This window comes from Moraxella equi, assembly GCF_002027555.1.
GTDB classification, from domain to species: Bacteria; Pseudomonadota; Gammaproteobacteria; order Pseudomonadales; family Moraxellaceae; genus Moraxella; species Moraxella equi.
This window is the reverse complement of the sequence record NZ_MXAP01000097.1, coordinates 1-25,383: the sequence shown is the minus strand read 5'-3', so window position 1 is coordinate 25,383 and position 25,383 is coordinate 1. Positions and strand designations below refer to the sequence as shown.

Sequence of the window (25,383 nt, the reverse complement as noted above, 5' to 3'; positions counted from 1 at the left end):
ACCTAAGTTTATAAAAAATATGCTAACATAAATTAACATATCCCAACTTTAAAGGGTTTTTGAGATGATGATACATGACCGTATTCAACAAAAATTAGATGAGAAAAACTTGAAACAGGCTGATATTGCCCGAGCCACAGGAAAATCCACGGCAGCGGTTGCAAAATGGCTAAGCGGTCAAAATGTGCCAAAAACAGATTCTTTGGTAAAAATCGCTCAATTATTTGGGGTAACCCCAAACTGGCTCGCCACAGGACAAGGCGAGATGACCGCCAAGCCCACCATTGATGAACTTCGCCAAAGAATCAAAGCCATAGAAAACCGTCAAAGCGAAGTTGAGCCAAGCGACTTTTTGTCCGTGAATAATCCTGTGCCTATCATCAGTTGGGTGGCGGCGGGGTCATGGAGTGCGTCCGATGTGGTGGAATGGCTAGATGAAGATACCGAGTATCTGCCCAGACCTGCCAATCTATCAGCAGACGGCTTTTGCCTGCGAGTGCGTGGCGTGTCCATGATGCCCGAATTTAAGCCTGATGAAGTGATATTTGTTGAGCCGAACTTTGATGTGTGGGATTTGAAAAATGGCGATTTGGTCGTGGTACGTGAAAATGGCAACCATGAAGCAACCTTTAAACAGCTTATCATGGGCGAGACATCGGCAGATATGTACCTAAAACCCCTAAACCCTGACTGGCACGAGCAACGCATGACCCCAAAAAGCGAGTGGGAGCTTGTGGGTAAAGTGGTGGGAAAATGGGTGAAGTATTAACCCTAAATTTTGATGGAGACAAAAGATGATATTAGACATTCCCCCACACATTGAACAGATGATTATTGCCACCGCCCAAGCACAGGGCATAACAGCTGAAGAGCTTGCCTTAGCCACCCTACAAAGTCGTTTTGACCCTAATGAGCAAGCCTATTATGACTGGTTTTATGAACATCATTTTGATGTTGAAAAATTGGACAAATCAATCAAAAGTGGTTCTACTCCTATACCCGATTGGGCATTGAAAGATTTGTCAAGTTTTGATAAATGGTTGGCGAGCGTATGATTGTAGAATTTTCTGACAATTTCAAGGCTTGTATGCCGACATTTGACGATGAGACAAGGCAAATCATTTTAGCCTTTGTGTCTTATGTTCGTCAGTATGGCTTGCGTGGGCTAATAGGGCGTAACAAGCCGTCCATCCCCAAAAGTCTACGCACCAAACAGCAAAGAGCGGATTTTGCTTATGCCCAAAAACATTGCCTTTGGCATTATCATATTGGCATACCCGAGTATGTGGGCGATGATGGCGATATGACGAGCGAATATGTCCTGCACTACCAAAGATTTGATGACAGGATTGTCTTGGTTGGACTATCCACCCACCCGCCTTTTGTGTTGCCAAATGTGTAAATGGGGTGAGACTTGGAGAAACAATGGACCTAACGCAATATGAAGCAGATGAGCTAATTGCCATCGCAAAGTATGTGATGAAACAGGCGGTTTTTGAACGCACCAAAAAAGTAAGTGTGGATTTGCTTGCCCAAAACGGCAAAGAGGAATTAATATTGGACATTACCCCCAGCACCATCAAAATCAACAAAGCCACCTATCAAATGCGTGCCAAAAAGTGCATTCCGCTTGTACGGTTGGACCTAGATGGGCCACCCCACAAAAACCCAGACGACACCGTCATTACTTGCCCCCACATACATATTTACAGGGAAGGTTACGGCACAAAATGGGCGTATGCCCTGCCAAAGGAGTTTGATGGTTGCAAAAATATCATTGATTTTTTAGATAAATTCTGTCAATATTGCAACATTCAAGGCAATCCTTTTGCGGACATTCAATTAAGCATTTACGATGAAACTCATCACTGAACTTCACAGCCATTTTGACAACTATTTGGCATGGCTAAAAGACCAAACCGCATTTTCGGAGCTGGACAATGGGGTGGTAGAGATTACCGCACCCTATTTGGATCGCCACAACGATTATTTACAGTTTTATGTGTTACGCAATGAACAAGGCTTGTTTTTTACTGATGATGGCTATATCCTAAACGACCTTGCTATGAGTGGCGTGGAGTTCAACACCCCAAAACGCAAAAAACTGCTAACCGAAGTAGCAAACGGTTTTGGCGTACAAATTAAAGACGGTCAGCTTACCACCCTTGCCAATAGGACCAATTTTGCCGTCCGCAAAAACAGCTTTATCCAAGCGATGCTTGCCATCAACGATATGTTTTCGCTTGCCAATGCTAGCGTTGCCAGTTTCTTTTTTGAAGATGTGGAAGCGTGGCTAACACAGCACAATATACGCTATTTGTCCAATGTCAATTTATCAGGTAAATCAGGGTTTACCTTTAATTTTGATTTTGCCATTCCAAAATCCAGCCAATCGCCAGAACGCCTACTTCACACCATCAACAATCCTGTTAAAAATAACATTGAACACATTCTTTTTGGTTGGTCCGACACCAAAGAAGCACGGGGTGCAGATACAACATTATATGTCGCTCTCAATGATATAAACCACAAGATTTCTGATAGCACCATGCAGTCTTTACGTAACTACAACATCAACCCCATACTTTGGTCAAAAAAAGACAAAGCAATTAGCCAGCTTATCAACTAATCCCCACCACACCAAGCCCCCTAAGACTTAGGGGGCTTTTTTATTGCCCTATTCACATTCCTTGCTATGAGCCAAAAGGCTTGCCTTGACCGCCTTGGCAACCGAACCATATCGCTCGGTAAGTTTGTCAAGGGCATCTAATGCCTCTTGGTCTTTTGGCATAAACTGTACTGTGGTAGAACGCAGGGCTTTGGCGTTATAGTTGGCTTTGGCGCGTTTGGTGTATTCGGTGTTTTGGTAGTTTGACATCGTATTTTCCTTATGGTAAGATAATCTAAGTTTTAGGAGAGTGGCGGTGGTTTCCCAATCCGCCCACCTTATTAAGTCCTTTTGGGTCTTAACTTAGGTGCTTGGTTTAGTAGGCAGGTGAGCTATACAAGACCAAGAATAGGACAATTACGATGAGTGCAATTTTACGCATTGTCTTTACTCCTAAGGTTGCCACCACTTACAAGGTCGGTGGCGGTAACCTATAAGGGTGGTATGCCAGTACCGCCCTTATGTTTTATATTATATCCTGTCTTGTATATAATGTCAAGCATTTTTAAAAAATTTCCGCCTGTTGGGCGGTTTTTTATGCCCATCTTTTACCGCCTATCTTTTAAATAATACCTTTTGTCTTAGAGTTAGCATTTTTACTAACTTTAATTGCTAATTTTTATTGACTTAAATGCTAACATAAGTTAATATACACCCATCAAGACGAGATGACCGCTTGAATAACTATTTAACACCCCAGAAGCCCTACCGTGAGGGAGCCACACGGAGTTTAGACGAACTTAGATGAACCAAATCTAAAATCGGACAAACAAAGCCCACACCACCGTGGCAGATAACGGAGTGATAAGCTAATCAGCCATTGGCAACTTGTAAGCATTACTTAACAGTTGCCAATCACGGATTAACTTTTAGGAGCATATATGCTAAACATTGACAAAATCAGCCCAAGCCATGCGGTTATCGTGCTAGATATATTAGATGAGTGCATTTGGGCGGAGCTTGCCCTAGAGCATGAATGCGAGCGGATGTGTGATGATGATTACACCCGTGAGTTTTTTTGGGACCAGTACTATCCTGTCATTACCGACATACAGGGCATAGACGATGACGGGGAGTACTACCCCATGCCAGTTGAGATGGCGGAGATTATCAGAGGGTGCCTTGATTGTGATGAGTTTTACGATGGTTATCAAGCATGTTTTGATGACAATTTTAAATGGGGCAAGAAAACAGAGCGGTATTATTACAGTCCGTAAAATGTTAAAAAATGTTTGACAAGGTGGGAGGAATGGGGTATGATGTGCTTACTACTTAACTTCTAGCGGAAAATTCACACCGTCATCGTGATTTTTTTGTACCTAAAATTTACCAAAAAGTGATATACAAATCTGTATATCACTCACAGGCAAAACAAAATTCGTCTTATGACGGGTTGATAAGGCAAAATACAATAGCCCTTGTGGTGAATATGCCTAGCCGTCTAGAAGCGGTAGTTGAGACCCGTTACCCTATTGGGTAACATTCACTAACTAAACTTCTAGGAGTTCATAATGAACTTAATCATCAATACCCATTCTATCAGCCAAGACAAAAACGGCTTTTTCTCTCTCAATGATTTACACAAGGCAAGCGGTAATGAAAATCGTCATACCCCTGCTTTATTCTTGCGTAATCAACAAACACAAGACCTTATCAGCGAAATTGAACTTGAAAATAAGGTCGCTTACCACACCATCAAAGGCAATCGTGCAGACGGTGCAAAACAAGGCACATTTGTCTGCCGTGAGTTGGTCTATGCCTATGCAATGTGGATTAGCCCTAAGTTTTCGTTAATAGTCATTCGTGCCTTTGACGCACTTAATACAGGGGCGATACCGTGTCTACCCAAATCCACCGCCCGCGACCGCACCCCACTTCGCCAAGCCGTAACCGCCCTATGTGGCAAACTTGGCATCATACACTCAGAAGCCTATGCACTGGTGCATCAGTACATGGGTGTTCATCATATTGATGAGATTGCCATGAGTGATTTGCCACGAGCGGTAGAGTATGTGCATCGTCTGATGATGGGACAGCCTGCTCATGGTGAGCAAAACGCCTTTTGGCGAATGGTTGGGGTGCTAGAATATGACCGCATAAGCCGTGAGCTTACCGAGCTACAAGAAAGCCTAGATGAGACCTGTCGCAAGCTTAATCGCATTGTCAAAACCAAAGGCTTGCTATACGACAGCCTAGGCGAACAACGCCATATCAGCCATGACCCTAACCTTGTGGCAAATGCCCAAGCATTCATTGACCGCCAAATGGCAATGAAAAAGAAAATCGGTCTAATCTCTTAATACCAACCCAAAACGCTTGCTTGTGCCTATTTTGGCATGAGTGGGCTTTTTGTACCCAAAATTTACGCACAAGGAGCAAGCCATGAGACTTATCGCAGAACTCGCCCCCAAGGGGCAAGAATGTAATGCCGTCCACGTCGAAGTCGAAGTAACCGAGTATGACGAATACACGGTTATTCACACCGCTAAGCTGTGTTTTAATCGCTTTGGCGAGATAACACTTGACCTTGATTTGGCAGAAAATCAAGATTTGGTTAAAAAAGCGTTTAGCAAAAAATGTTATTTGCCACTGCTAGAACATGAAGTGGCAGGATATGAGCAAATTTTGGCAGAGCAGGAGTACGCATGAAAATATCTGATTTGATAGGTGGGGCGATAGCATATATCGCCCTTGTGGTTATCGTATATCAGTGTATCTTTGGATGGGCAGAGCATACGGCAGAGGATAACAGCCGTGTTGCCCAAGCCCAAGCCGAAACCTATATCAGCCATGCCGATAAGGTCATGATTGAGATGATGGAGCGTAAAGATGAACGATAGAGACTATCAAGACCACTTAGACAGCTTGCCCGATGACATCCAAGCACAAATGGAGAGCGACTACTACGAGTATGAACGCTATCTGTATGAGACAGGGCAAGCATTTGATGAATTGCCGTTTTAGCCAATGATTGCCAATTGTGTGAGTTGGCAATCGTGGGTTAAACCAAATTTGAACAGGAGTAAATCATGGAAAACTTAGAAGTTTTCAAGGCGATTAACGCCATTCAAGCCGAGCTTGCCAAAACAGGCATTGCCAAAGACAAACAAGCAGGGTCAGGCAATTATGGGTATAAGTTTCGTGGTATTGATGATGTGTACAATGCCCTAAGCCCTTTACTTGCCAAACATCATTTGATTGTCATGCCGCGTTATGCTGAGCGTGTTGTTACCGAAAAGCAAGGCAAAAATGGCATTTTATTCTATGTGTCTATTCGTGGCGAGTTTGATTTTATTTCTGCGGTGGACGGTTCCAAATACACCGCCACCACCTTTGGCGAAGCAATGGATAGTGGCGATAAAGCAACCAATAAAGCAATGAGCATTGCCTACAAATATGCTTGCTTTCAAGTGTTCGCCATTCCCACCGAAGGGGATAATGACCCTGATGCCACCATTCATCAAGGAGTGCAAAATACCATGCCAACCCTTGATGACAACCGCTTTAATGAGGCTTGTAATGCCGTCATCAATGGACAATTTGACAAGGTGCGACTATTAACCGAGTACGCCTTAACGCCACAGCAACGCCAAATCGCACAGGGGCTATAAAATGCAACAGCGTACAGATGAATGGCACACCGCCCGAGTGGGCAAGATTACCGCCAGTCGTATCAAGGACTTAAACGCTAAGCCCCAAAAGGGCAAGGCACTAAATGCCACCTTGACCCGTCTGTTATCCGAGCGACTGACAGGGCAAGCGGTTAGCACATTTACCACGTCAGAGATGGCGTGGGGTATTGAGTGCGAGCCTTTGGCAAGACAAGCCTATGAACTTGCCACATTCCAAACCGTGGTAGAGACAGGGCTGATAGACCACCCCACCATTGCCATGAGTGGGGCAAGTCCAGACGGTCTTGTGGGCGATAACGGGCTTATTGAGATTAAATGCCCAAACAGCGACACCCACACCAACACCCTACTGACAGGGCAAGTGCCAAGCGAGTATTTGCCACAGATAGCATGGCAGTTGGCGTGTACAGAGCGTGATTGGTGCGATTTTGTTAGTTTTGACCCACGAATGCCTGCCAATTTGCAGTTAAAGATTATCCGTGTCAATCGCAGTGATGTGGATATTGAGACATTAGAGCGTGATGTTATGCGTGCTAATGAGATTTTGGAAAGTGAGCGAAAGAAATTATATATGGCACAGGAGTAACTATGCGTGATATCGCACCCACAGGCGTAAGAATGCCTGATAACCTAAAAGCCAAATTGCAACAATCCGCCAAAGACAACGGCAGAAGCCTTAATAGTGAGATTGTAGCACGGCTAACTGCCAGTTATGATAATGAAATTGGCGATAAGTTAGATGAGATTTTAAGGTTGCTCAATAGTGCGAAATCATCATAAAGCCAAATGGCGGAATTCCGCCATTTAAATACAGAAATGTGATTTTTATTGACAAGGGCTAAAAAATGGGCTATTCTATCCGCACATCGGCAAAATCCGATGTCAGTCTTGGCGGACTGAATAATACAAGGTTGCAAAAGCGACCGCCCTAAGCGGTTTTTTTATTGCAATCACAAGCCCAAAGGGTGCTACACACCCCCTTATGGTGGGGCTTGTGGGGACATCGCAAGATGTGCTGTTTACCTTGTATGACAGTCCGCCAACCCTGCAAGCCCTATCGCCCTAAATTGGCGTTTATTGTGGTAGGTTTTCCTAGACAAAGCAAATAATAGGTGCTATTATGGTTGATATAAGCCGTATTGACTTACAGACCTTAGACAAAGAAAACCTAGAAAAGGTAAAACTTATGCTAGACATTAGTAAAATCCAACAGGACATCGCAACCAGCCAAGCCACGGTTGAAAAAATGCGTATTGAAAACGATAAATTTGTTGCTGAAACCAAAAAAATAGAAAAAGAAGCTCGCTTTTACCCCTATGTTACACTTGGATCGGCAATGGTTGGGGGGTTGATTGTGTTTGTCTTGACACGGTTTTTTGGTTAATCCGTTATTTCTTAAAAAGTCCGTCCATACTTAAAAATGGGCGGATTTTTTTATTGACACAAGGCAAAAGATACGCTATGATATGGGGTAAGGTGTCGTAACCTACTCTCAAATCGTTCCCCACAAGCGTTATCTGTGGCATTTTTATATCTATACCTTTTAAGTTATGGGTAAGATGGTGCATATCGTGAGAATGCACACACGAATTTGAGCGTGTTACGAACATCTTGCCCACCCCATTGTCGTAAATGGGAAAATCCAACTCAAATAGGTACTTAGATATGTCAAATCTTATCAACTTCACTTTTGAACAATCCCCAATCCGTATCATTGACCAACAAGGCGAATTTTGGTTCGTTGCCAATGATGTTTGCAATGTTTTGGAAATCGCAAACGCTCGTGACGCACTTTCTCGCTTAGATGATGATGAAAAAGCTGATGTAGCTTTAACCGACACCAGCTCAAACGGCGTTAAACAAAGCCGAAAATTAAACATCATTAACGAAAGCGGATTATATGCCCTTATCCTGCGTTCTCGTAAGGCAATGCAAAAAGGTACGGTTCAACACAAATTCCGTAAATGGGTAACATCAGAAGTCTTGCCAAGTATCAGAAAAACAGGGCAATACCGCCACACCATATCAGCACAGCAACAAGCCCAAACCCAACAGGCAATCAAAACCAAATGCCAACACAACAAGGTGCATTATCAGACCCTATACCACGCCCTATATCAAGCGTTTAGCATTCCACGATATAGCGAGTTGTTGGCGTGTGATTTTGAGCGGGCATTGGCATTTATTTGGGGTTTTGAGTTTACCCCGAGCCTAAACACCGCCTTTATTGCCAATATCCTAGCCGATAACGCCCACCAAATCAAACAAGCCCAAGATGAGTTTTGGGGTGTCATGGGCGATTTTAGAAATATCCTAGAACATTTGGACAAGCTACAACGCCGTTTGGAAAAATCCGAGCGTTGCATTCAGGCTTTACAAAAGCAATTCTAATCCTTTTATCATTCCCACGCTTGCCCTTTGGGGTAAGTGTTGGGGTCTTTTATGCCTTTTTTAGGAGTAAATCATGTCAAGTGTGAATAAAGTCATCATCGTGGGTCGCTTAGGGGCAGACCCCGAAGTCCGCCAATTCCAAAATGGCGGTCAAGTCACCAACCTGTCCATCGCCACAAGCGACCGATGGACGGACAAGCAGACAGGCGAGCAAAAAGAGCAGACCGAATGGCATAGGGTCAGTCTGTATAATCGCCTGGCAGAAATCGCAGGGCAGTATCTGTCTAAGGGCAGTTTGGTGTATATCGAAGGCAGTTTGCACACTAGAAAATACACCGACCAACAAGGCATAGAGCGTTACAGCACCGAAATAAAAGCCCAATCAATGCAAATGTTGCCTAGCGGTCAAGGTCAGCCACAACAGCAGTCGCAACAACACGCCCCCACAGCCCCACAGGGCTATCCGCAGGGGCAAGGCGGACAATGGGGCAATCAAAACGGCTTTACAGGTGGTATTCCCAATGAGTTCCAACCGCCCCACTATCAAACAGGACAACCCCCTGCTTTTCCACCCCAAAATGGTGGGCAAAACATGGGAAAGTGGTAACGCCACCCTCTGGTGGGGTGGCTGATAATGATATGCCGTTTTAATTTTTTTTAACCGCCCAGAGAGTAAAAAATGAACCTAAATACCGCCAAAGCGTTGATTGATGAAATCGGACTAAACGAAGCAAAAAACATTGCTGAAAATGAGCCGTCAAATGCGTTTATTTTTTTTGATTTTGGAAAATATCGCAACGGCATTCCCTGCCCGAAAAAATATTCGGTCAATGCCATCAAGACAGCTTTGCAGATTGTTGAACAACACAACAATCCAATAAGCGATTTTGATGTTTTATTGGCTGAGATAAGAGAGTGTCGAATTAGAACACAAAATAGCGATGTTGTTTCCATGCTTGATTATCTTGAACACTTTGCAATCGGTTTAAAGGAGTAAGAAATAAAATGGCTAAATTAAATAATCCATACTCGGCAGGTGTCTTTTTATCGTTTTTCGTTAATGATTTTGGAAAAAGAAATTTTAAAATCCCAAACGGCAACAAAATGCGACACAATCCACGAAATAATAAGCGAACAAAATCAAAAAGGGGTAAGAAATGAATATTGAAATAGCCCAAAAACTAATTGAAAATCTTGGTGGAACTGAAAAAGCCAAAGAGATTATCAAGAATTGCCCAAAAGATTGTACTGTATATCGTGAAGCGATTGGCAATATTGTCATTAAAGAAATTCCCATCGGGGTAATTGCAACAGCTTTGGCAGTTTTGGGGGTGGATTATGAACAAGCCTAAATATTTCTCAATCACTTATGACATGTCCAAACTATCCGATGATGAACAAAAAGCCGTGATTGCCGAAGCAAGCTCGCTTTTTCGCAGTCACAAGGCGGTGTGTGCAGGGTGGGAAAACGATGGTGTTACTAATAACGGGTGGATTAGTGTTGATGACCGATTACCCCCGTTGGAAACGGTAGTATTGGTGTATCAGAGACCTCTGCGGTATGTATTAACTGCGGAATATCTTGGCGATAGCTGGGAGTTTAGTGAGCTTATGCCTAGCGACACCCGAGTAACCCACTGGCAACCCCTACCACAACCGCCAAAGGAGTGAATAAATGAAACCCCTTATCCCTAAAATCTCCACCCAAGACTATCTATTTTTACAATTTGGTAAACTCGTAGTGGAATTGCGTGAAGTCTGCGAAATTTATTATCCGCACCTTAAACAAAGCCAAATTAACCGCCTAGCCAGCGAGCAAGGTTTTGCTTTTCCTTGCTTTCGCCTTGCCGACAGTCAAAAATCGCCTTATTTTGTTCATTTGTCCGACTTGGCGACCGCCCTTGACAAAGCAAAGAATGCGGTCAAGAGCGATCATTCAAAACTTCACGCATAACTTCATCAAACTGGGGCGTGTTTGCCCTTTTATGCACTGACACATACCTCTGTAAACTCCCCCAACTTTTGTGCAGGCTGACTGACTGGATTTGGGGGATTGTCATTCCTTGTTCTGCCAATCTTGTACAGGCTTCGTGCCGTAAATCGTGAAAGTGTAAATCGTCTATCGCTAAGAGATGACAGGCTTCTGTAAACAGCTTGCTTATCATCTTATGGCTTTCTGCCACCAAATAAGTCTCGTCCGCCGTGTGCTGTTTTAATAAGTCAATGATTTGTCGTGTCTCTGGCAATACCGTAAATTTTTGATGATTGCCAGCACTTCCCTTGGGGTTTTTGACATCTCGCACCACAAATACGCCACCCAAATCGTCTGACAATTCTAGACGGGTAATTTCAGCTTGTCGTCTGCCTGACAATAGGGCAAACCACATAATCAGGTGCATTGCCATACCATCATTTTGCCAAACTTGATAAAAATGCTTGGTTAATTTGATTAACTCATCGTTTGTTGGTAGGCGGTCTCGCTTTTTGCTTGGTGCGACATTGCGGGTCTTTTTAAGCTGTTTTAATGCCCGTCTTAACGCATTCATATCAATGTCCACACCCCACATAATTTCTGCGTGGTCTAGCACGCCAAAAAGGTAAGTAAATTCCGCCCCAAGCGTGGCGGGGCTGATAGGGTCAAGGGCAAGCTCTGGCACGCCATTTTTGCGTAAATTGGCGTGGTCGGTGATATCAAGGGGGTTAATGACGGTCAAAGGCAATTTGGCAATGGCGAATTTTTGTAAAAGTCGCAAGGCGTGCATTTTTGAGCGTCCAAAGCCCGCCCCCAATTCACTAATATAGCGGTCAATCGCATCGCCAACCGTCAAATCATCACTGATACCTTTTGCCCCAAACAAGAGTTTTGGATTGTCTTTTAATTCTTGTTCTCGCTTGGCTATCCACGCCTGAGCGAGTTTTTTTGTGCCAAAATTGGCACTTTCACGATAAGGCGGAAAACCTTGCTTATTGATACGGATTTCGGCATAATAACGAGGCGTGCCGTCTTTTGATTTTTTGGTGCGAATACTGCCCATTTTTGATGACCTTTGGTGAGATTTTTTTCCGCAATATTTTACGCAAATTTTCCGCAAAAAACTACAAAAATAATCAAAAATACGCTAAAATAATCAAAAATAATTCATAATCTTAACCCACTCAAAGGCTTATATATCAATGCTTTCCCTGAAAACTGCTTTAAAATCAGATACTAAGAGAATATCGGTTGCCCCGATGATTGATTGGACGACAGCCGATTTTCGCTATTTTGCACGGCTGTTTAACCGCCATATACATCTGTACACCGAAATGATAAGCACGAGTGCCATTTTAAAGGGCGACACCGATTATATTTTGCGACATGATAACAGCGAACATCCTGTCGCGTTACAGCTTGGTGGGTCAGATCCTAACGATATGGCACAATGCGTACAGATTGCCGATAAGATGGGTTATGATGAATTTAACATCAACGTTGGTTGTCCGTCCGACCGTGTTCAGCACAATAAAATCGGGGCATGCCTTATGGCAGAACCAAAACTGGTGGTGGATATGGTGCGTGCGATGAAAGACAGTACGGACAAGCCCGTTACCGTCAAGCATCGCATTGGCATTGATACGTTTGACAGTTATGAGTTTATGCGTGATTTTGTGGGGACAGTGGCGGAGGCTGGCTGTACGCACTTTATCGCTCATGCTAGGATAGCGTGGCTCAACGGCTTATCTCCCAAAGAAAACCGAGAAATCCCGCCCCTACGCTACGATGATATTTACCGCCTAAAAACAGAGTTTCCCCATCTTTTTATAGAAATCAATGGCGGTGTGGACAATCTTCATGACATCAAAACCCACCTAACCCATGTGGACGGCGTGATGGTAGGACGGGCGTTTTATCATAATCCCATGCTTATGGGGGTGTGCAATGAGTTGTGGGGCGAGCCTATCCCAACGCACCGTGAAATCCTAGAAAATCTCTACCCTTATCTTGAAAAACGAGCCGAGCAAGGGGCGAATTTGGCAACCTTGACACGGCATTATCTGGGGCTGTTTCAAGGCTTGACAGGGGCAAGAAAATGGCGACAAGATTTGAGCGGTAAACGAAATCTCACCGTGGACGACATCAAGCAAGCAGGCGAGAGCGTACTTAGCCAAAATGGGCTGTGATGATACACATCGCCCAGCTGTTACCTAGCCGTTACTTAGCCATTACCTATTTGTCAATATCTTGCCTGCCTTATTTATGGTAATGGTCTCATCATTAAGATACATCTCTTCGGCCGCCCCATTTGACTGCGTGATGAAGTCGTATTTGACAGGGAAAATCTCCTTACCCGTGGTATCAAGCAGTCCATAGTACTGCTTATCGCCGATTTGCTTTGCCACTCTTATTGTTGTCGCCCCAAAACTTGACAAGTCATCGAACTCAATCTGGGTCAATGGCATGCCCTTTTTATCCACCAAGCCATACTTATGATAACCATCGATTAATGTGCTCACGCCAATCGCCCCATTATCCAAAATCCATAAACCGTCATGCACAGGAGCAATGATTTCTTGGTAATGCTCATCAAGCACGCCCCATTTTCCTTGTCTTAAAACAGGTATCATGCCATATTTTAACTCATCGATGTCATCATATATGAATTTGGTCAAAGGCTTATTTTGTTCATTGATTAACGCCCACTTATCATCTTTTTGAACCGCCCATAGCATTGGCGTAATAAATTCAATCTTTTGATAATCAAAACCCGTCATGGCTTTGTCATATTGATACAATGCCACTTTATCATCCTTTTTGACAATAAAAAATGGCATGTCAGGCGAATAAATATCATCAAAATCAAAAGGCAATAGCACATTCATGTTTTTATCAATCACGCCTGCATGATGTTTATTTTTTAAAATATAATAATCAGCCATAACCTTACCATGATAGGTTTTATCAATTTGATAATCAGGCTCAAATATCAGCCTGCCTTGATTGTCAATGATACCATATCTATCATCATCTATTAGCATGGCTTCATCTTGATTTAAACGCTTATTTTTTACTTCAAAATAATTAGCGTTTAATACAAATATGTCATCAAAGCGATGAAAAGGGACAATTTCTTTTAATTCGTGATTAACCAATGCCGTTGGATAGCCTTCTTCATTTGTCAAAGTTGCGATGTATATGGGGTGGTTGTTATCATCATAAAGGTCAGATGAGCGGTATAGTCTCATGTCCTTTTTTAAAATATCGCCATTAAAATTTGCAATAAAAATATCATCACCCAAGGTTAATATCAAATAATGCTCATCCACATATTCGATATTATCGTATTTTATGGGAATGACAATATTACCCATACGGTCAATCGCACCTTCTTTATCATTTTTAGTGACAACATTTAGCCCATGTTCAAAACCCTCAACATAATCATAATCCTGATAATCAATGGCAAGCTCTCCTTCTTTATTGACATAGCCAAACCTGCCATCCTTTTTAACCATATAAAGCCCCTCATTAAAACCCATCCCCATTGATGAGACATCTTTTGGCACATCAAATACCCTACTGCCTTTTTCATCGATAAAATAAACATCAAGACCTTTATCATCCGCTCTTTTTTGTACAACCCACGCCAAACCTTCGCTAAACCCCCAAGCGTTATCATAGATAAAATCAATGACCGTTTCGCCTTGTCGATTGATGTAGCCAAACTTGCCATTTGATTTGGCTAAGATAAGATTGTCATCTTTTTCAAAGATACCGATATGCTCATACTTAAAAGGCAGTTTTATGCGACCGTCTTTATCAATCAATCCTGTTTTACCATTCACGACCATGTTAATCCCTCTATCATATTCATCATATAATAAATCCACCTTGGCAAATAAAACATTACCCTGCTTATCTATAACGCTATAATATTCATAATCGTGATTGCGTTCAATGAGATTACCAACACAGCGAAAATCGGTTATGGGTTCATCCAAGGGCTTTTCATAAATGCAGTGGGCGTGGGCGGTCATCGCCATACATAAGCCGATGATGACACAGAGTGATTTTTTTATCATAATTCATCCTTTTTTGGTGTAATATTTATTTAAATGTTTGGCGTTATTGATAAATTATGCCTTAGATAGGCTTGTAGGGACAAATTGCAATTTACCCTGTGATAAAAGATTGGTTTGTGAATGAATAAATTACCCCCATATAACCCAATTTATTTTAAAATCAGCTCCAACACCACCTTTGACCCCACAAACCCAATGGCAAGCAGGATAAAGCCATAAATGGCAAAATTGGACGCTTTTTTGCCCCGCCAGCCAAAACGGTAATGCCCCACAATGAACACCCCGAACACGAGCCACGACAGCACACTAAACACGAGCTTATGCGCCACATGCTGAGCCATGATGTCATAGGTGGTCACAAGCCCAAGCCCAATGGCGACACTTAAAATCACAAAACCCATGAGTATCATGTCAAACAGCAGGCTCTCCATGCTCTGCAAAGACGGCAGTTTGGCAACCCAAAAGCGGTGTATCGTCTGGTGCTTTAATTCACGGATTTGTAGTCGCAAAATCACCGCTTGCACGCACGCCATCAGTAGCACGCAGTACGCCCCAAACGACAGTAAGATGTGCGTTTGTAGACCCATGTTCATGTCAGTAATCGGCTGATACGGGGCTTGCCCAAACTCACCAAAACTCATGCCAATAATGGCGGTCGGCACGGCAAGTACGCCTAGGCTCAAAATGGGGCGATACAGACTAAACAGCACAAAAAAGATAAGGCAGAACAACCCTGTTAAACTAAGGACGTTAAAAATGTTAAAATTAAGCCCATAGAGCGTGATGATTTGTGGGGCGAGTATCACGCCATGCAAGATGATGGCGATGGTTAGGGCGGATAACGTGGCGGTCTTAAAAATTGGCTTATTTTTAACCAAAGCGTGATACAGATGAAGCCCCACCCCTGCATAAATCATCACGCCAATCAGGTATAAAACGAACACAACCACCCCTTTATCATAAAATTGGTACAAAATATGCAATAATAATAGCATAATTTTTAAATTTAGCATAAAATAACCCAAATTTTTCTATTAATTTTTTGGAACTCATCATGTTTGACACCTTAACCGAACGACTCTCTGGCACACTTCACAAACTGGCAGGTCAAAGCACCCTGACCGAAGACAACATCAAAGACACCTTGCGTGAAGTGCGTATGGCACTCCTAGAAGCAGACGTGGCACTGCCTGTGGCTCGTGATTTTGTTGCCAAAGTCAAAGAACAAGCCCTCGGGCAAGAAGTGCTAAAAGAACTCGCCCCTGGTCAAGCCTTTGTCAAAATCGTCTATGACGAGCTGACCGAGATGATGGGTTCGGCAAACCAAGGCTTAGAGATGACGGGCAAACCGCCTGTGGTCTATCTCTTGGCAGGTTTGCAAGGGGCGGGTAAAACCACCACCGCAGGTAAACTTGCCAAGTTCCTACAAGACAAACAAAAGAAAAAAGTCATGCTCGTGTCGGCAGACGTGTATCGCCCTGCCGCGATTAATCAGCTTGAATTTGTCGCAGGGCAAGTGGGGGCGATGTTCGTGCCATCGAGCGTGAACGAGAATCCGATTGACATCGCTCATCGTGCCATAGAACAAGCCAAAATCCAGTTTGCTGACATTCTCATCATCGACACCGCAGGTCGCCTTGCCATTGATGAAGCGATGATGACCGAAATCAAAGAGCTAACCACTGCCGTCAATCCTACCGAAACCTTGTTCGTCGTGGACTCAATGACTGGTCAAGACGCCGCCAACACCGCCAAAGCCTTTAACGACGCTCTGCCCCTAACAGGCGTGATTTTGACCAAAACAGACGGTGACGCTCGTGGCGGTGCCGCTTTGTCCGTGCGTGTGATTACTGGCAAACCCATTAAATTCTTGGGTCGTGGCGAAAAACTAGAAGCCTTGGAGCTGTTCCACCCCGAGCGTATCGCCCAGCGTATTCTTGGTATGGGGGATGTGTTGTCATTGGTTGAAGAAGTTGAAAACAAAATCGACCGCGACAAAGCCGAACGCATGGCGAAAAAAATCCAAAAAGGTGGTGAGTTTGACTTAGAAGACTTATTGACCCAGTTCCAGCAGATGAAAAACATGGGGGGCATGGCAGGATTTTTGGACAAAATGCCAGGCATGAGCGGGGCAAATATCCAAGACGCACTCGCCCAAGCCAAACCCGAAGAGAAAGTCAAAGAAATGGAAGCACTCATTCACTCCATGACACCCTTTGAACGCCAAAATCCCGACAAAATTACCCCTAGCCGTAAACGTCGCATCGCCGCAGGTTCGGGCAAACAAATCCAAGACGTCAATGCCCTGCTAAAACAACACAAGCAGATGGCAAAAATGATGAAAATGATTAGTCGCCCCGATGGCATCGAGAAAATGATGAAAGCGGTGCAAGGGCTGACTCGTGGCATGTCTGGCGGTGGTGGCGGTCCTTTGTTTGGCGGTAACAAACAACAAGAATTTGCCAAAATGACCAGTGACATTCATGAGATGGGTGTAGACCCCAGCACCATCAATCTGGGCATGAGTGAAGAGCAAGTTCGCCAAAAAATGAACGAACTGCAAAATGCCAGTAATGCGATGGGCGGTAAGTTTAAAAAGCGTTTTTAGTCTTGCCTGAGGCGTGTTGAATATTGGTATTTGCATAATTAAGCGGTCGGATAGCCATTTTTCATGCAAAAATTGACAAAACAATAAGTTTTATCTTATTTTTATAAAATGTTATCAATGTTCAGCACGCCCCAATACACACACAAAAAACCGAAAAATGAACCAATCCAAATCTTAGACACAAGATCAAAGGTTAGGTTGGTAAAACCAGCTGTATCCACTAAGAACTAAGTTTTGTGTAATTATTCTTTAATTCACAACTTCACAGAACTTAGTCTTCTGCCTTGCTGACGTAATTGTCATCATTCAAACAGTCTTACTGCCTATCGATGTCGGTAAGTCAAGGCAGGCGAGCAGGTATGGGGGCGATGTCGGGGATTTTGGTGGGCGATACGATACTTATATTAGCAACCGTCTTTGGAGCGGGGACACTACTCAAACTCTATCCTGCGGTGTTTGATGTCATCAAGCTCATTGGTGGTTGCTATTTAGCATATTTGGGCATACGGCTTATTATCGGGGCGTATCACACCTTTAAAAATCGCCGTGCCATTGCCAATAAAAGTTTTAATCCGCCCAAAGTCCAATCGCACAATCACTTTTACCGCTCGTTATCATTAAGCCTGACCAACCCCAAGGAGATTTTATTTTTCTTATCGTTTTTTGTGCAATTTGTCCGTCCTGATTATGACAAGCCCTTTTTGACCTTTTTTATTTTGGCGGTGATTTTACAAATTGTCAGCTTTTTATATTTAATCTTGCTCATTTTTAGTGGCAAAAAACTCGCCGATACTTTTGGCTCTCGCCCGATAATAATGGCAATGGTAATGGCGGGGGTTGGCTGTTTGTTTATTGGCTTTGGGATGAATTTGTGGTTGGCGGAGTTATAAGACATATTTATGGCAATCTTTTCTATCTTTTTAACCATTTTTTTAATAGCATCGCCCCCATTTATTGTCATTAAAATTGCAAACCGTCGAAAAATACCTAAATGGGTAGCGTGGATATTATCAATGATATTGGTATGGCTTTTGATTATTTTTATGGCAGAATTTTTTCATTATCAAAAAACCATTTATTTGAATAGTTTTGATTTAGATGATGATGGTTTTTTTAGTGGTGATGAAATTACACCGGAACAACAACAAGCCATGCAGAGAGTTTCTAACGATACAGGTCGAGCACTAGCACCCATTACAGGAGCAATATTCTCATTTATTTACAACTGCGTGTTATTTGGTATTTATGCAATCTTTAAAAAATCTAGGTAATAAAAACCCCAAACCATGACAGCTTGGGGTTTTTATCACAAGCGATTAGTCACCCTGATAACCTTTCAACTTCAAACGAGCTTTGTGTAGCAGTGGCTCGGTATAGCCAGACGGCTCGGTCGCTCCCTTAAAGATAAGGTCGGCGGCGGCGTGAAAAGCGATGTTATTGTCAAAATCTGCTGACATGGGGCGATACGCAGGGTCAGACGCGTTTTGCTCGTCCACGATTTTTGCCATGCGTTTTAGGGTGTCCCAAACTTGGCTTTCGCTGACGATACCGTGAGCCAGCCAGTTGGCGATGTGCTGACTTGAAATCCGCAAAGTCGCACGGTCTTCCATTAAGCCGACATTGTTAATGTCAGGCACTTTGGAACAGCCCACGCCCAAATCTACCCAACGCACAACATAGCCCAAGATACCTTGACAGTTGTTGTCCAGCTCTTTTTGCTTTTCTTCGTCCGTCCAGTTGGTGTCGGTCGCCAAAGGAATGGTCAAAAGCTCATCAATGCTTGGCATTTGCTCTGATTTGATTTCAGTTTGACGGTTTGCCACATTGCATTGATGATAGTGGATGGCGTGAATCGTTGCCCCATTTGGGCTTGGTACCCACGCACAGCTTGCCCCCGCCTGTGGGTGCTCAATCTTGGTGCGGTACATCTCGGCAAGCTCGTCAGGCTTTGGCCACATACCCTTACCAATTTGGGCTTTGCCCAAAAGACCTGTCGCCAAGCCAATGCCGACATTGCGTTTTTCATAGGCATTAAACCAAGTTTGCCCCTTGATTTCGCCTTTACAGACAAACGCTCCTGCTTGCATTGCGGTGTGAATTTCATCGCCCGTTCTGTCCATAAAGCCTGTGTTAATAAAGATGGTACGGTCGCGAGCAACTGAAATACAGTTTTTAAGGTTAGCCGAAGTACGGCGTTCTTCGTCCATAATACCCATTTTGATGGATTTGGCGGGCAAGCCAATCGCTTGTTCGGCACGGGTAAATAACTCTACCGCAAACGCCACTTCTTCTGAGCCGTGCATTTTTGGCTTAACGATGTACATCGAGCCTGTGCGAGAGTTACGCAAGGTGTTCTCGCCACGAATGTCAATGGCGGTCAGCATTGGCGTGATGAGAGCATCCATAATGCCCTCAAAAATCTCTTCGCCATTCACCAAAATCGCAGGGTTGGTCATCAAATGCCCAACATTACGCAAAAGTAGCACCGAACGCCCGTGCAGGGTTTGGCTGTTGCCATTTAGGTCGGTATAAGTACGGTCAGCATTTAGGGTACGAGTGATGGTTTTGCCGTTTTTCTCAACTTGCTCGGACAAATCGCCTTTCATCAGCCCAAGCCAGTTGCGATAGCCTTCCACTTTTTCTTCGGCATCAACCGCAGCAACCGAGTCTTCTAAGTCTTGAATGGTGGTAACGGCAGATTCTAGCACCACGTCCTTAACCCCTGCTTTGTCATCTTTACCGATTGGGCTATTTGGGTCAATTTGGATAATGACATGTAAGCCGTTGTTTTTTAAGATAATTTCGCTAGGTTTGTCAGGCGTGCCGTTGTAGCCAACTATTTTATTTTCGGTTAAAGTGGTCTCAGACTCGCCCACTTTGGCGGATAATTTGCCGTCTTTTATGGTATAAGACGTTACATCAGCGTGCGAGCCGTCTGTTAGGGGGAAAGTTTCGTCAAGGAAATTTTTGGCAAATGCCACCACTTTTGCCCCACGCACAGGGTTATAGCCTTTGCCTTTTTCTGCACCGTCCGCCTCGCTGATGACATCAAAGCCATACAAGGCATCATAGAGCGAACCCCAACGGGCGTTGCCAGCGTTTAGGGCGTAGCGGGCGTTTCGTACTGGTACGACAAGCTGTGCGCCTGCGATGGTGGCGATTTCATCGTCCACATTCTCTGTGCTAATGGTAAAATCAGCAACTTCTGGTTCAAGATAGCCAATCTCGTTTAAGAAATTTTTATACGCACCGAGTTCATAAGTGTTGTTTTTGTGCCAAGCGTCAATTTGGGCTTGAAACTCATCGCGTTTGGCAAGTAGGGCTTTGTTTTTTGGGGTCAAATCAAGCACAACCTGCTCAAAGTTTTTCCAATAAGTATCGCTGTCGAGCTTTGCCACAGGTAGGGCTTCATTTTCAATAAAATCAAATAAAATTTTGTCAATGGCGAGTGAGCCTTTGGTAATGCGTTGGGTAGCCATAATTTTGTCCTTAAAATAAATAATGTTAAAAACCGTTCGTGGTGAGCTTGTCGAACCATGAAAAGGTTTTCTTTCACCCTTCGACAGACTCAGGGCGAACGGAAAACCAAAACAGTTAAATTTTAAACAAAAAACGGTGCTCTACCTTAACAGCAAAACACCGTTTCTTTTATTTAGCAAGTCTTAACCGCCAAATTGGTTCATGGTGTTTTTGCTCGCATCACCTGCTTTAAGCGCATTTTCACCAGAGAAGATTTCTTTGTGATCATCACCGATGTCCGAACCTGCCATTGCTTGGTGTTTCACGCAAGCGATACCACCACGGATTTCTTTACGCTGAACGCCTGCCACATACGCAAGCATACCTTCATCTCCGAAGTAGCCTTTTGCCAACTCGTGCGTAGATAGAGCGGCGGTGTGGTAAGTCGGTAGCGTGATGAGGTGGTGGAACACACCTGCTTCACGGGCAGCGTCTGCTTGGAAGGTACGGATTTTTTCGTCCGCATCACGGGCAAGCTCGCTGTCGTCATATTGAGCGTCCATAAGTTTGGCACGGTCATAGTCTGATACGTCTTTACCCTCGGCAACCCAGCGGTCATAGGCTTGTTGGCGGAAGTTGATTGTCCAGTTAAATGACGGAGAGTTATTGTACACCAATTTGGCATCTGGCACTTGTTTTTTGATGTCATTAACAAAACTTGCAATGCCTGCCACGTCTGGGGTTGGGGTCTCAATCCAAATCATGTCCGCACCGTTTTGGAGCGAAGTTACGCAGTCTAGTACCACACGGTCATGCTGTGTGCCTTCACGGAACTGATACAAGCCAGACGCTAGGCGAGTTGGGCGGTGTAGCTTGCCGTTACGCTTGATAAGGATTTCGTCTTCTTTGGCGTCCGCGATGTCAATCTCAGTGGTTTCTAGGTAGCTGATGTATTTGCTCGCCAAATCACCAGGTTCACGGCTGACAGGGATTTTTTGGGTAAGGTCGGCACCTTCTGAGTCGGTACGGGCAACAATCACACCTTCGTCCACGCCAAGCTCTAAGAAGGCATAACGCACGGCATTGATTTTCGCCAAAAAGTCTTCGTGTGGCACGGTAACTTTACCTGCTTGGTGTCCGCACTGCTTGGCGTCTGATACTTGGTTTTCAATTTGAATGGCACACGCCCCTGCCTCAATCATTTGTTTGGTCAAAAGGTAGGTCGCTTCTTCGTTACCAAAACCTGCATCAATGTCAGCGATGATTGGCACAACGTAGGTTTCAAAATTGTCAATTTGAGCTTCGATTTCTTTAACTTTTGCAGTATCGCCCGCTTGCTCGGCTTTTTGTAAGGCACGGAATAGGTCGTTTAGCTCTTTGGCGTCTGCTTGGCGTAAGAAAGTGTAAATCTCTTCAATGAGCTTAGGCACGGCGGTTTTTTCGTGCATGGATTGGTCAGGCAGTGGACCAAACTCAGAGCGTAGGGCGGCAACCATCCAGCCTGATAGGTAGATGTAGCGTTTGTTGGTAGTGCCAAAGTATTTTTTGTTGGCAATCATCTTTTGTTGGGCGATAAAACCGTGCCAACAGCCGAGTGATTGGGTGTATTTGGAGTTATCCGCATCGTATTCTGCCATGTCACGACGCATGATAGAGGCGGTGTATTTGGCGATGTCAAGACCAGTTTTGAAGCGGTTTTGGACAATAATGCGAGCGGCATCTTCTGGGCGAATGGCGTCCCAAGTACCACCTAATTTGGCTTTAACAGAGCGAACGTGTTCTAGGGCGGATTGGTAAGTCATGAGAATTTTCCTTAAAGTTCATGGGTCTAGGACCGTGAATAACAAAACTGCCAACTTATGAAAAAGCAATGCAAAACCATCTGTATTGCTCGTTTGTTTTTCATGTGCTTAGCATACCCAAAAGTTTGGCATTTATCCAATAGCCTGCTTAAATTGTCATTATTTTTTTAAAAAATGATGTTGGATTTTTCATTATAAAAATTGATGATAATTAAGACAAGCAAAGTGATAACCCTTTGAAAAGTAAGGTGATTTTATCAAAATAAGGTGTATAAATTATCTTGATGATGATGTTTGATTTTTTATAAAATTTTTTTTGAAAAATCTGCCAAATTGTAACAAAACATCTCAAAAACCACCCCATCTCACCCCTACATTGGTCATTTTATGCTAAAATTTGCCAAATTTCACACCATTTTATCATGACCACACCACCCACCACCTTAGCCCCTTATCTGTATTCTCACGGCTCGCTCACCACCTTATTAGAACAGCGAGCAGGGCAAGCCTTGCGTGTCAATGTGGTACGTGAATCGTATCAAGTCATTGATTTTACCACCAAAAAACTCTTAGGACTGCCCGTCCACCGCCCTACCCTTGCGTGGATACGTGAAGTGGAGCTTTATGGCAATGATGATAAAGCATGGGTGCGTGCCAAAAGCATATTTCCCTTGACAAGCCTAGTCGGTAATGCCAAACGCCTACGCCATTTAAAACGCACACCGATTGGCTATGTCATGTTTAAGCACAACAAAAATTTGCCCCATACTCGCACTTACTTTTTTAATAATAAGCATTGGGGGCGAAATACGGTCTATGATTGGCAAGGGCGAGTGGTGTTGGTGCAGGAGATGTTTTTAACAGATTTTTTAAATTGATAATCGGCTAGGGCGTGCCTACCTTTGGTATTTGCAATGAAAAATGCCTATTTAAAAAAGCAGGGGAATCGCACGTTTTTCAAGGAAAAAACGTAGGCTGTGAGTCTTCTATCAAGCAAGTTTTTGACTTCGAGCCACAAGATTTAGCCATTTTTCATGCAAAAATCGATTAAAATTGTCAAATTTTCATCGTATTTTGTGAAATGTTATCAATGGTAGGCACGCCTTAATATCTTGGTATGATTTTGGTCTATTTATCATCTCTGATACCAAAATACCCCTGCCATTTTAGGTAAAATATGATACACTTAGCATGTTTATTTATACCATTTCATTTCTAATCTTTCCAATCTAAGGATTTTTTATGTTCAAAAACATCTCCCTACACGCCATTGACCCCGAGATTGCCATCGCCATTGATGCCGAGGGCGAGCGTCAAGAAGACCATATTGAGCTCATCGCCAGTGAAAACTACTGCTCGCCTGCCGTCATGGCAGCTCAAGGCTCAAACCTAACCAACAAATATGCCGAAGGCTACCCTAACAAACGCTATTATGGCGGTTGTGAGCATGTGGACGTGATTGAGCAGATTGCCATTGACCGTGCCAAAGAGCTGTTTGGGGCGGACTATGCCAACGTACAGCCACACTCAGGGTCTAACGCCAACGCTGCCGTGTATCTTGCCCTACTAGAAGCAGGCGACACCGTGCTTGGCATGAGCCTTGCCCACGGCGGACATTTGACACATGGGGCAAGCGTGTCGTTCTCGGGCAAAACGTATAATGCCGTGCATTATGGCATTACCGATGACGGCTTGATTGATTATGATGAAGTGGCTCGCCTAGCCCGTGAGCATAAGCCTAAGATGATTATCGCTGGCTTTTCGGCATATAGTCAAGTCATGGACTGGCAAAAGTTTCGTGAGATTGCCGATGAAGTCGGTGCGTATCTTATGGTAGATATGGCACACGTTGCAGGGCTTGTGGCGGCAGGCGTGTACCCGAACCCCGTGCAGATTGCGGACGTAACGACCACCACCACTCACAAAACCTTGCGAGGCCCTCGCTCGGGTCTTATCCTTGCCCGTGCCAACGAAGAGATTGAGAAAAAACTAAACTCAGCCGTCTTCCCTGGTACGCAAGGCGGCCCCCTAATGCACGCCATTGCCGCCAAAGCGGTATGCTTTAAAGAAGCAATGAGCGATGAGTACAAAGAATATCAACAACAAGTTGTCAAAAACGCCAAAGCCATGGCAGACACGATTATCGCTCGTGGCTATGACGTGGTGTCTGGCGGTACCGAAAACCACCTTATGCTTATCAGTCTTATCAAGCAAGGCATTACAGGCAAAGAAGCGGACAAGTGGCTTGGCGACGCTCACATTACCGTGAACAAAAACTCCGTGCCAAACGACCCCAAATCGCCCTTTGTAACAAGCGGTATCCGCCTTGGCACACCTGCCGTTACCACTCGTGGTTTTAAAGAAGCTGAGTGCGTGGAGCTAGCGGGCTGGGTGTGCGATATTTTGGACGCCAAAGGCGATGAAAAAGTGATTGGTGAGGTGCGCGCCAAAGTTAGCGAAGTATGCCAAAGACTGCCTGTGTATCAAAAATCCAAAACCAAAGAGCTGTTCTCCAAAATTAGTGATATGATTGATGAGCAGGCCGACAGCGAATTTGTCCACACCGCCAAAGACAAATTCAATGAGTTCTATGAAAAAGCGATGGCAAAAATCAATCAAAAATAAGTGTTAGATCAAAAAAATTGAACCGCATCCCAAAAGTTAGACACTCAAATACTAACCTTTGGGGTGCTTTTTATGGCAAAATGCACAACCGACTTTAAACTGCCTGTGATTGAGTATAAAACCCCTCTCCAAACTACC

The 25,383-nt window shown here is 44.0% G+C and carries 32 protein-coding genes; 26 read left to right on the top strand and 6 right to left on the bottom strand.

Features of this window, described 5'->3' with window-relative positions:
* Window positions 1–64: 64 nt before the first annotated feature.
* Genes B5J93_RS09445 through B5J93_RS09425 form a run of 5 tightly spaced genes read left to right on the top strand, consistent with a single transcriptional unit; the run spans window position 65 to window position 2,629 of the window.
* Window positions 65–769, top strand: coding sequence for a LexA family protein (locus B5J93_RS09445; protein ID WP_079326162.1), 705 nt, complete (start codon window positions 65–67; stop codon window positions 767–769).
* 25 nt (window positions 770–794) lie between these two features.
* Complete coding sequence (locus tag B5J93_RS09440) at window positions 795–1,055, top strand: hypothetical protein (RefSeq protein WP_078275377.1); 261 nt, start codon at window positions 795–797, stop codon at window positions 1,053–1,055.
* The gene (locus B5J93_RS09435; protein ID WP_079326161.1) at window positions 1,052–1,402 is read left to right on the top strand and encodes a hypothetical protein; all 351 of its coding nucleotides are present in this window, start codon (window positions 1,052–1,054) and stop codon (window positions 1,400–1,402) included. The genes B5J93_RS09440 and B5J93_RS09435 overlap by 4 nt, the downstream gene beginning before the upstream one ends.
* A 23-nt stretch (window positions 1,403–1,425) precedes the next feature.
* Window positions 1,426–1,872, top strand: coding sequence for a DUF6978 family protein (locus B5J93_RS09430; protein ID WP_079326160.1), 447 nt, complete (start codon window positions 1,426–1,428; stop codon window positions 1,870–1,872).
* Entirely contained in the window at window positions 1,856–2,629 is a 774-nt protein-coding gene (locus tag B5J93_RS09425; RefSeq protein WP_079326159.1) for a DUF1829 domain-containing protein, read from the top strand. Before B5J93_RS09430 ends, B5J93_RS09425 begins: the two co-directional genes overlap by 17 nt.
* 48 nt (window positions 2,630–2,677) lie before the next feature.
* Here B5J93_RS09425 and B5J93_RS09420 read toward each other — a convergent pair whose 3' ends face one another.
* Window positions 2,678–2,878, bottom strand: a complete 201-nt coding sequence (locus tag B5J93_RS09420) for a hypothetical protein (RefSeq protein ID WP_062498426.1) — start codon at window positions 2,876–2,878, stop codon at window positions 2,678–2,680.
* A gap of 671 nt (window positions 2,879–3,549) precedes the next feature.
* Here B5J93_RS09420 and B5J93_RS09415 point away from each other — a divergent pair.
* The 15 genes from B5J93_RS09415 to B5J93_RS09350 all read left to right on the top strand — a co-directional run bounded on the left by B5J93_RS09415 (window position 3,550) and on the right by B5J93_RS09350 (window position 10,645).
* Window positions 3,550–3,885 carry a hypothetical protein gene (locus tag B5J93_RS09415; protein WP_079326158.1) on the top strand — a complete coding sequence of 112 codons (336 nt, stop codon included), beginning with the start codon at window positions 3,550–3,552 and terminating at the stop codon, window positions 3,883–3,885.
* Window positions 3,886–4,179: 294 nt separating this feature from the next.
* Window positions 4,180–4,968, top strand: a complete 789-nt coding sequence (locus B5J93_RS09410) for a KilA-N domain-containing protein (protein WP_079326157.1) — start codon at window positions 4,180–4,182, stop codon at window positions 4,966–4,968.
* An 82-nt stretch (window positions 4,969–5,050) separates the two neighbouring features.
* Window positions 5,051–5,317 carry a hypothetical protein gene (locus B5J93_RS09405; protein WP_079326156.1) on the top strand — a complete coding sequence of 89 codons (267 nt, stop codon included), beginning with the start codon at window positions 5,051–5,053 and terminating at the stop codon, window positions 5,315–5,317.
* Window positions 5,314–5,508 (top strand): hypothetical protein, encoded by a 195-nt coding sequence (locus tag B5J93_RS09400; protein WP_079326155.1) that lies wholly within the window; start codon window positions 5,314–5,316, stop codon window positions 5,506–5,508. The genes B5J93_RS09405 and B5J93_RS09400 overlap by 4 nt, the downstream gene beginning before the upstream one ends.
* Window positions 5,498–5,632: a hypothetical protein gene (locus B5J93_RS14240; RefSeq protein WP_265734212.1), complete on the top strand. Its 135-nt coding sequence runs from the start codon at window positions 5,498–5,500 to the stop codon at window positions 5,630–5,632. The genes B5J93_RS09400 and B5J93_RS14240 overlap by 11 nt, the downstream gene beginning before the upstream one ends.
* A gap of 65 nt (window positions 5,633–5,697) precedes the next feature.
* On the top strand, window positions 5,698–6,279 hold the full coding sequence (locus tag B5J93_RS09395) for an ERF family protein (RefSeq protein WP_079326154.1): 582 nt from the start codon (window positions 5,698–5,700) through the stop codon (window positions 6,277–6,279).
* A 1-nt stretch (window position 6,280) separates the two neighbouring features.
* Window positions 6,281–6,886: a lambda exonuclease family protein gene (locus tag B5J93_RS09390; protein WP_079326153.1), complete on the top strand. Its 606-nt coding sequence runs from the start codon at window positions 6,281–6,283 to the stop codon at window positions 6,884–6,886.
* Between the two features lie 2 nt (window positions 6,887–6,888).
* On the top strand, window positions 6,889–7,080 hold the full coding sequence (locus tag B5J93_RS09385; protein ID WP_079326152.1) for an Arc family DNA-binding protein: 192 nt from the start codon (window positions 6,889–6,891) through the stop codon (window positions 7,078–7,080).
* 340 nt (window positions 7,081–7,420) lie between these two features.
* The gene (locus B5J93_RS09380; RefSeq protein WP_079326151.1) at window positions 7,421–7,684 is read left to right on the top strand and encodes a hypothetical protein; all 264 of its coding nucleotides are present in this window, start codon (window positions 7,421–7,423) and stop codon (window positions 7,682–7,684) included.
* Between the two features lie 281 nt (window positions 7,685–7,965).
* A complete protein-coding gene (locus B5J93_RS09375; protein ID WP_079326150.1) occupies window positions 7,966–8,691 on the top strand; it encodes a BRO-N domain-containing protein in 726 nt (241 codons plus the stop codon).
* Window positions 8,692–8,764: 73 nt separating this feature from the next.
* Window positions 8,765–9,298 carry a single-stranded DNA-binding protein gene (locus B5J93_RS09370; RefSeq protein WP_079326149.1) on the top strand — a complete coding sequence of 178 codons (534 nt, stop codon included), beginning with the start codon at window positions 8,765–8,767 and terminating at the stop codon, window positions 9,296–9,298.
* A 72-nt stretch (window positions 9,299–9,370) separates the two neighbouring features.
* Window positions 9,371–9,688 (top strand): hypothetical protein, encoded by a 318-nt coding sequence (locus B5J93_RS09365; protein ID WP_079326148.1) that lies wholly within the window; start codon window positions 9,371–9,373, stop codon window positions 9,686–9,688.
* Between the two features lie 160 nt (window positions 9,689–9,848).
* Entirely contained in the window at window positions 9,849–10,043 is a 195-nt protein-coding gene (locus B5J93_RS09360; protein ID WP_079326147.1) for a hypothetical protein, read from the top strand.
* On the top strand, window positions 10,030–10,362 hold the full coding sequence (locus B5J93_RS09355; RefSeq protein ID WP_079326146.1) for a DUF551 domain-containing protein: 333 nt from the start codon (window positions 10,030–10,032) through the stop codon (window positions 10,360–10,362). The genes B5J93_RS09360 and B5J93_RS09355 overlap by 14 nt, the downstream gene beginning before the upstream one ends.
* Window positions 10,363–10,366: 4 nt before the next feature.
* Window positions 10,367–10,645 carry a pyocin activator PrtN family protein gene (locus B5J93_RS09350; protein ID WP_079326145.1) on the top strand — a complete coding sequence of 93 codons (279 nt, stop codon included), beginning with the start codon at window positions 10,367–10,369 and terminating at the stop codon, window positions 10,643–10,645.
* On the opposite strand, the gene B5J93_RS09345 is transcribed toward B5J93_RS09350, so the two are convergent.
* Window positions 10,614–11,726: a site-specific integrase gene (locus tag B5J93_RS09345; RefSeq protein ID WP_079326144.1), complete on the bottom strand. Its 1,113-nt coding sequence runs from the start codon at window positions 11,724–11,726 to the stop codon at window positions 10,614–10,616. The genes B5J93_RS09350 and B5J93_RS09345 overlap by 32 nt on opposite strands.
* A gap of 139 nt (window positions 11,727–11,865) precedes the next feature.
* Between B5J93_RS09345 and dusA the strand changes: the two genes are divergently transcribed.
* On the top strand, window positions 11,866–12,852 hold the full coding sequence (gene dusA / locus B5J93_RS09340; protein WP_079326143.1) for a tRNA dihydrouridine(20/20a) synthase DusA: 987 nt from the start codon (window positions 11,866–11,868) through the stop codon (window positions 12,850–12,852).
* Window positions 12,853–12,894: 42 nt separating this feature from the next.
* Here dusA and B5J93_RS09335 read toward each other — a convergent pair whose 3' ends face one another.
* A complete protein-coding gene (locus tag B5J93_RS09335; protein ID WP_079326142.1) occupies window positions 12,895–14,751 on the bottom strand; it encodes a WG repeat-containing protein in 1,857 nt (618 codons plus the stop codon).
* Between the two features lie 149 nt (window positions 14,752–14,900).
* The gene (locus B5J93_RS09330) at window positions 14,901–15,695 is read right to left on the bottom strand and encodes a cytochrome C assembly family protein (RefSeq protein ID WP_211278872.1); all 795 of its coding nucleotides are present in this window, start codon (window positions 15,693–15,695) and stop codon (window positions 14,901–14,903) included.
* Window positions 15,696–15,805: 110 nt separating this feature from the next.
* Here B5J93_RS09330 and ffh point away from each other — a divergent pair, with 110 nt between their 5' ends.
* The 3 genes from ffh to B5J93_RS09315 all read left to right on the top strand — a co-directional run bounded on the left by ffh (window position 15,806) and on the right by B5J93_RS09315 (window position 18,630).
* Window positions 15,806–17,359 carry a signal recognition particle protein gene (gene ffh / locus B5J93_RS09325; protein ID WP_079326141.1) on the top strand — a complete coding sequence of 518 codons (1,554 nt, stop codon included), beginning with the start codon at window positions 15,806–15,808 and terminating at the stop codon, window positions 17,357–17,359.
* Between the two features lie 296 nt (window positions 17,360–17,655).
* Complete coding sequence (gene leuE / locus B5J93_RS09320; protein WP_228144920.1) at window positions 17,656–18,249, top strand: leucine efflux protein LeuE; 594 nt, start codon at window positions 17,656–17,658, stop codon at window positions 18,247–18,249.
* 9 nt (window positions 18,250–18,258) lie between these two features.
* The gene (locus tag B5J93_RS09315) at window positions 18,259–18,630 is read left to right on the top strand and encodes a hypothetical protein (RefSeq protein WP_079326140.1); all 372 of its coding nucleotides are present in this window, start codon (window positions 18,259–18,261) and stop codon (window positions 18,628–18,630) included.
* Between the two features lie 45 nt (window positions 18,631–18,675).
* On the opposite strand, the gene B5J93_RS09310 is transcribed toward B5J93_RS09315, so the two are convergent.
* Both B5J93_RS09310 and B5J93_RS09305 read right to left on the bottom strand, forming a co-directional pair.
* Window positions 18,676–20,838 carry a malate synthase G gene (locus B5J93_RS09310; protein WP_079326139.1) on the bottom strand — a complete coding sequence of 721 codons (2,163 nt, stop codon included), beginning with the start codon at window positions 20,836–20,838 and terminating at the stop codon, window positions 18,676–18,678.
* 183 nt (window positions 20,839–21,021) lie between these two features.
* A complete protein-coding gene (locus B5J93_RS09305; RefSeq protein ID WP_079326138.1) occupies window positions 21,022–22,620 on the bottom strand; it encodes an isocitrate lyase in 1,599 nt (532 codons plus the stop codon).
* A gap of 422 nt (window positions 22,621–23,042) precedes the next feature.
* Here B5J93_RS09305 and B5J93_RS09300 point away from each other — a divergent pair, with 422 nt between their 5' ends.
* Both B5J93_RS09300 and glyA read left to right on the top strand, forming a co-directional pair.
* Window positions 23,043–23,498, top strand: coding sequence for a chorismate--pyruvate lyase family protein (locus B5J93_RS09300; RefSeq protein ID WP_079326137.1), 456 nt, complete (start codon window positions 23,043–23,045; stop codon window positions 23,496–23,498).
* A 364-nt stretch (window positions 23,499–23,862) separates the two neighbouring features.
* The gene (gene glyA, locus B5J93_RS09295) at window positions 23,863–25,245 is read left to right on the top strand and encodes a serine hydroxymethyltransferase (RefSeq protein ID WP_079326136.1); all 1,383 of its coding nucleotides are present in this window, start codon (window positions 23,863–23,865) and stop codon (window positions 25,243–25,245) included.
* Window positions 25,246–25,383 lie beyond the last annotated feature (138 nt).

Coding starts and splice junctions, on each gene's coding strand:
- B5J93_RS09435 (WP_079326161.1), top strand. CDS start 1,052: ATGATTGTAGAATTTTCTGACAATTTCAAGGCTTGTATGCCGACATTT.
- B5J93_RS09400 (WP_079326155.1), top strand. CDS start 5,314: ATGAAAATATCTGATTTGATAGGTGGGGCGATAGCATATATCGCCCTT.
- B5J93_RS09425 (WP_079326159.1), top strand. CDS start 1,856: ATGAAACTCATCACTGAACTTCACAGCCATTTTGACAACTATTTGGCA.
- B5J93_RS09370 (WP_079326149.1), top strand. CDS start 8,765: ATGTCAAGTGTGAATAAAGTCATCATCGTGGGTCGCTTAGGGGCAGAC.
- dusA (WP_079326143.1), top strand. CDS start 11,866: ATGCTTTCCCTGAAAACTGCTTTAAAATCAGATACTAAGAGAATATCG.
- B5J93_RS09345 (WP_079326144.1), bottom strand. CDS start 11,726: ATGGGCAGTATTCGCACCAAAAAATCAAAAGACGGCACGCCTCGTTAT.
- B5J93_RS14240 (WP_265734212.1), top strand. CDS start 5,498: ATGAACGATAGAGACTATCAAGACCACTTAGACAGCTTGCCCGATGAC.
- ffh (WP_079326141.1), top strand. CDS start 15,806: ATGTTTGACACCTTAACCGAACGACTCTCTGGCACACTTCACAAACTG.
- B5J93_RS09445 (WP_079326162.1), top strand. CDS start 65: ATGATGATACATGACCGTATTCAACAAAAATTAGATGAGAAAAACTTG.
- B5J93_RS09415 (WP_079326158.1), top strand. CDS start 3,550: ATGCTAAACATTGACAAAATCAGCCCAAGCCATGCGGTTATCGTGCTA.
- B5J93_RS09385 (WP_079326152.1), top strand. CDS start 6,889: ATGCGTGATATCGCACCCACAGGCGTAAGAATGCCTGATAACCTAAAA.
- B5J93_RS09410 (WP_079326157.1), top strand. CDS start 4,180: ATGAACTTAATCATCAATACCCATTCTATCAGCCAAGACAAAAACGGC.
- B5J93_RS09335 (WP_079326142.1), bottom strand. CDS start 14,751: ATGATAAAAAAATCACTCTGTGTCATCATCGGCTTATGTATGGCGATG.
- B5J93_RS09355 (WP_079326146.1), top strand. CDS start 10,030: ATGAACAAGCCTAAATATTTCTCAATCACTTATGACATGTCCAAACTA.
- B5J93_RS09305 (WP_079326138.1), bottom strand. CDS start 22,620: ATGACTTACCAATCCGCCCTAGAACACGTTCGCTCTGTTAAAGCCAAA.
- B5J93_RS09300 (WP_079326137.1), top strand. CDS start 23,043: ATGACCACACCACCCACCACCTTAGCCCCTTATCTGTATTCTCACGGC.
- B5J93_RS09395 (WP_079326154.1), top strand. CDS start 5,698: ATGGAAAACTTAGAAGTTTTCAAGGCGATTAACGCCATTCAAGCCGAG.
- B5J93_RS09390 (WP_079326153.1), top strand. CDS start 6,281: ATGCAACAGCGTACAGATGAATGGCACACCGCCCGAGTGGGCAAGATT.
- B5J93_RS09350 (WP_079326145.1), top strand. CDS start 10,367: ATGAAACCCCTTATCCCTAAAATCTCCACCCAAGACTATCTATTTTTA.
- B5J93_RS09405 (WP_079326156.1), top strand. CDS start 5,051: ATGAGACTTATCGCAGAACTCGCCCCCAAGGGGCAAGAATGTAATGCC.
- B5J93_RS09440 (WP_078275377.1), top strand. CDS start 795: ATGATATTAGACATTCCCCCACACATTGAACAGATGATTATTGCCACC.
- B5J93_RS09380 (WP_079326151.1), top strand. CDS start 7,421: ATGGTTGATATAAGCCGTATTGACTTACAGACCTTAGACAAAGAAAAC.
- B5J93_RS09430 (WP_079326160.1), top strand. CDS start 1,426: ATGGACCTAACGCAATATGAAGCAGATGAGCTAATTGCCATCGCAAAG.
- B5J93_RS09310 (WP_079326139.1), bottom strand. CDS start 20,838: ATGGCTACCCAACGCATTACCAAAGGCTCACTCGCCATTGACAAAATT.
- B5J93_RS09315 (WP_079326140.1), top strand. CDS start 18,259: ATGGCAATCTTTTCTATCTTTTTAACCATTTTTTTAATAGCATCGCCC.
- B5J93_RS09365 (WP_079326148.1), top strand. CDS start 9,371: ATGAACCTAAATACCGCCAAAGCGTTGATTGATGAAATCGGACTAAAC.
- B5J93_RS09375 (WP_079326150.1), top strand. CDS start 7,966: ATGTCAAATCTTATCAACTTCACTTTTGAACAATCCCCAATCCGTATC.
- B5J93_RS09420 (WP_062498426.1), bottom strand. CDS start 2,878: ATGTCAAACTACCAAAACACCGAATACACCAAACGCGCCAAAGCCAAC.
- B5J93_RS09360 (WP_079326147.1), top strand. CDS start 9,849: ATGAATATTGAAATAGCCCAAAAACTAATTGAAAATCTTGGTGGAACT.
- glyA (WP_079326136.1), top strand. CDS start 23,863: ATGTTCAAAAACATCTCCCTACACGCCATTGACCCCGAGATTGCCATC.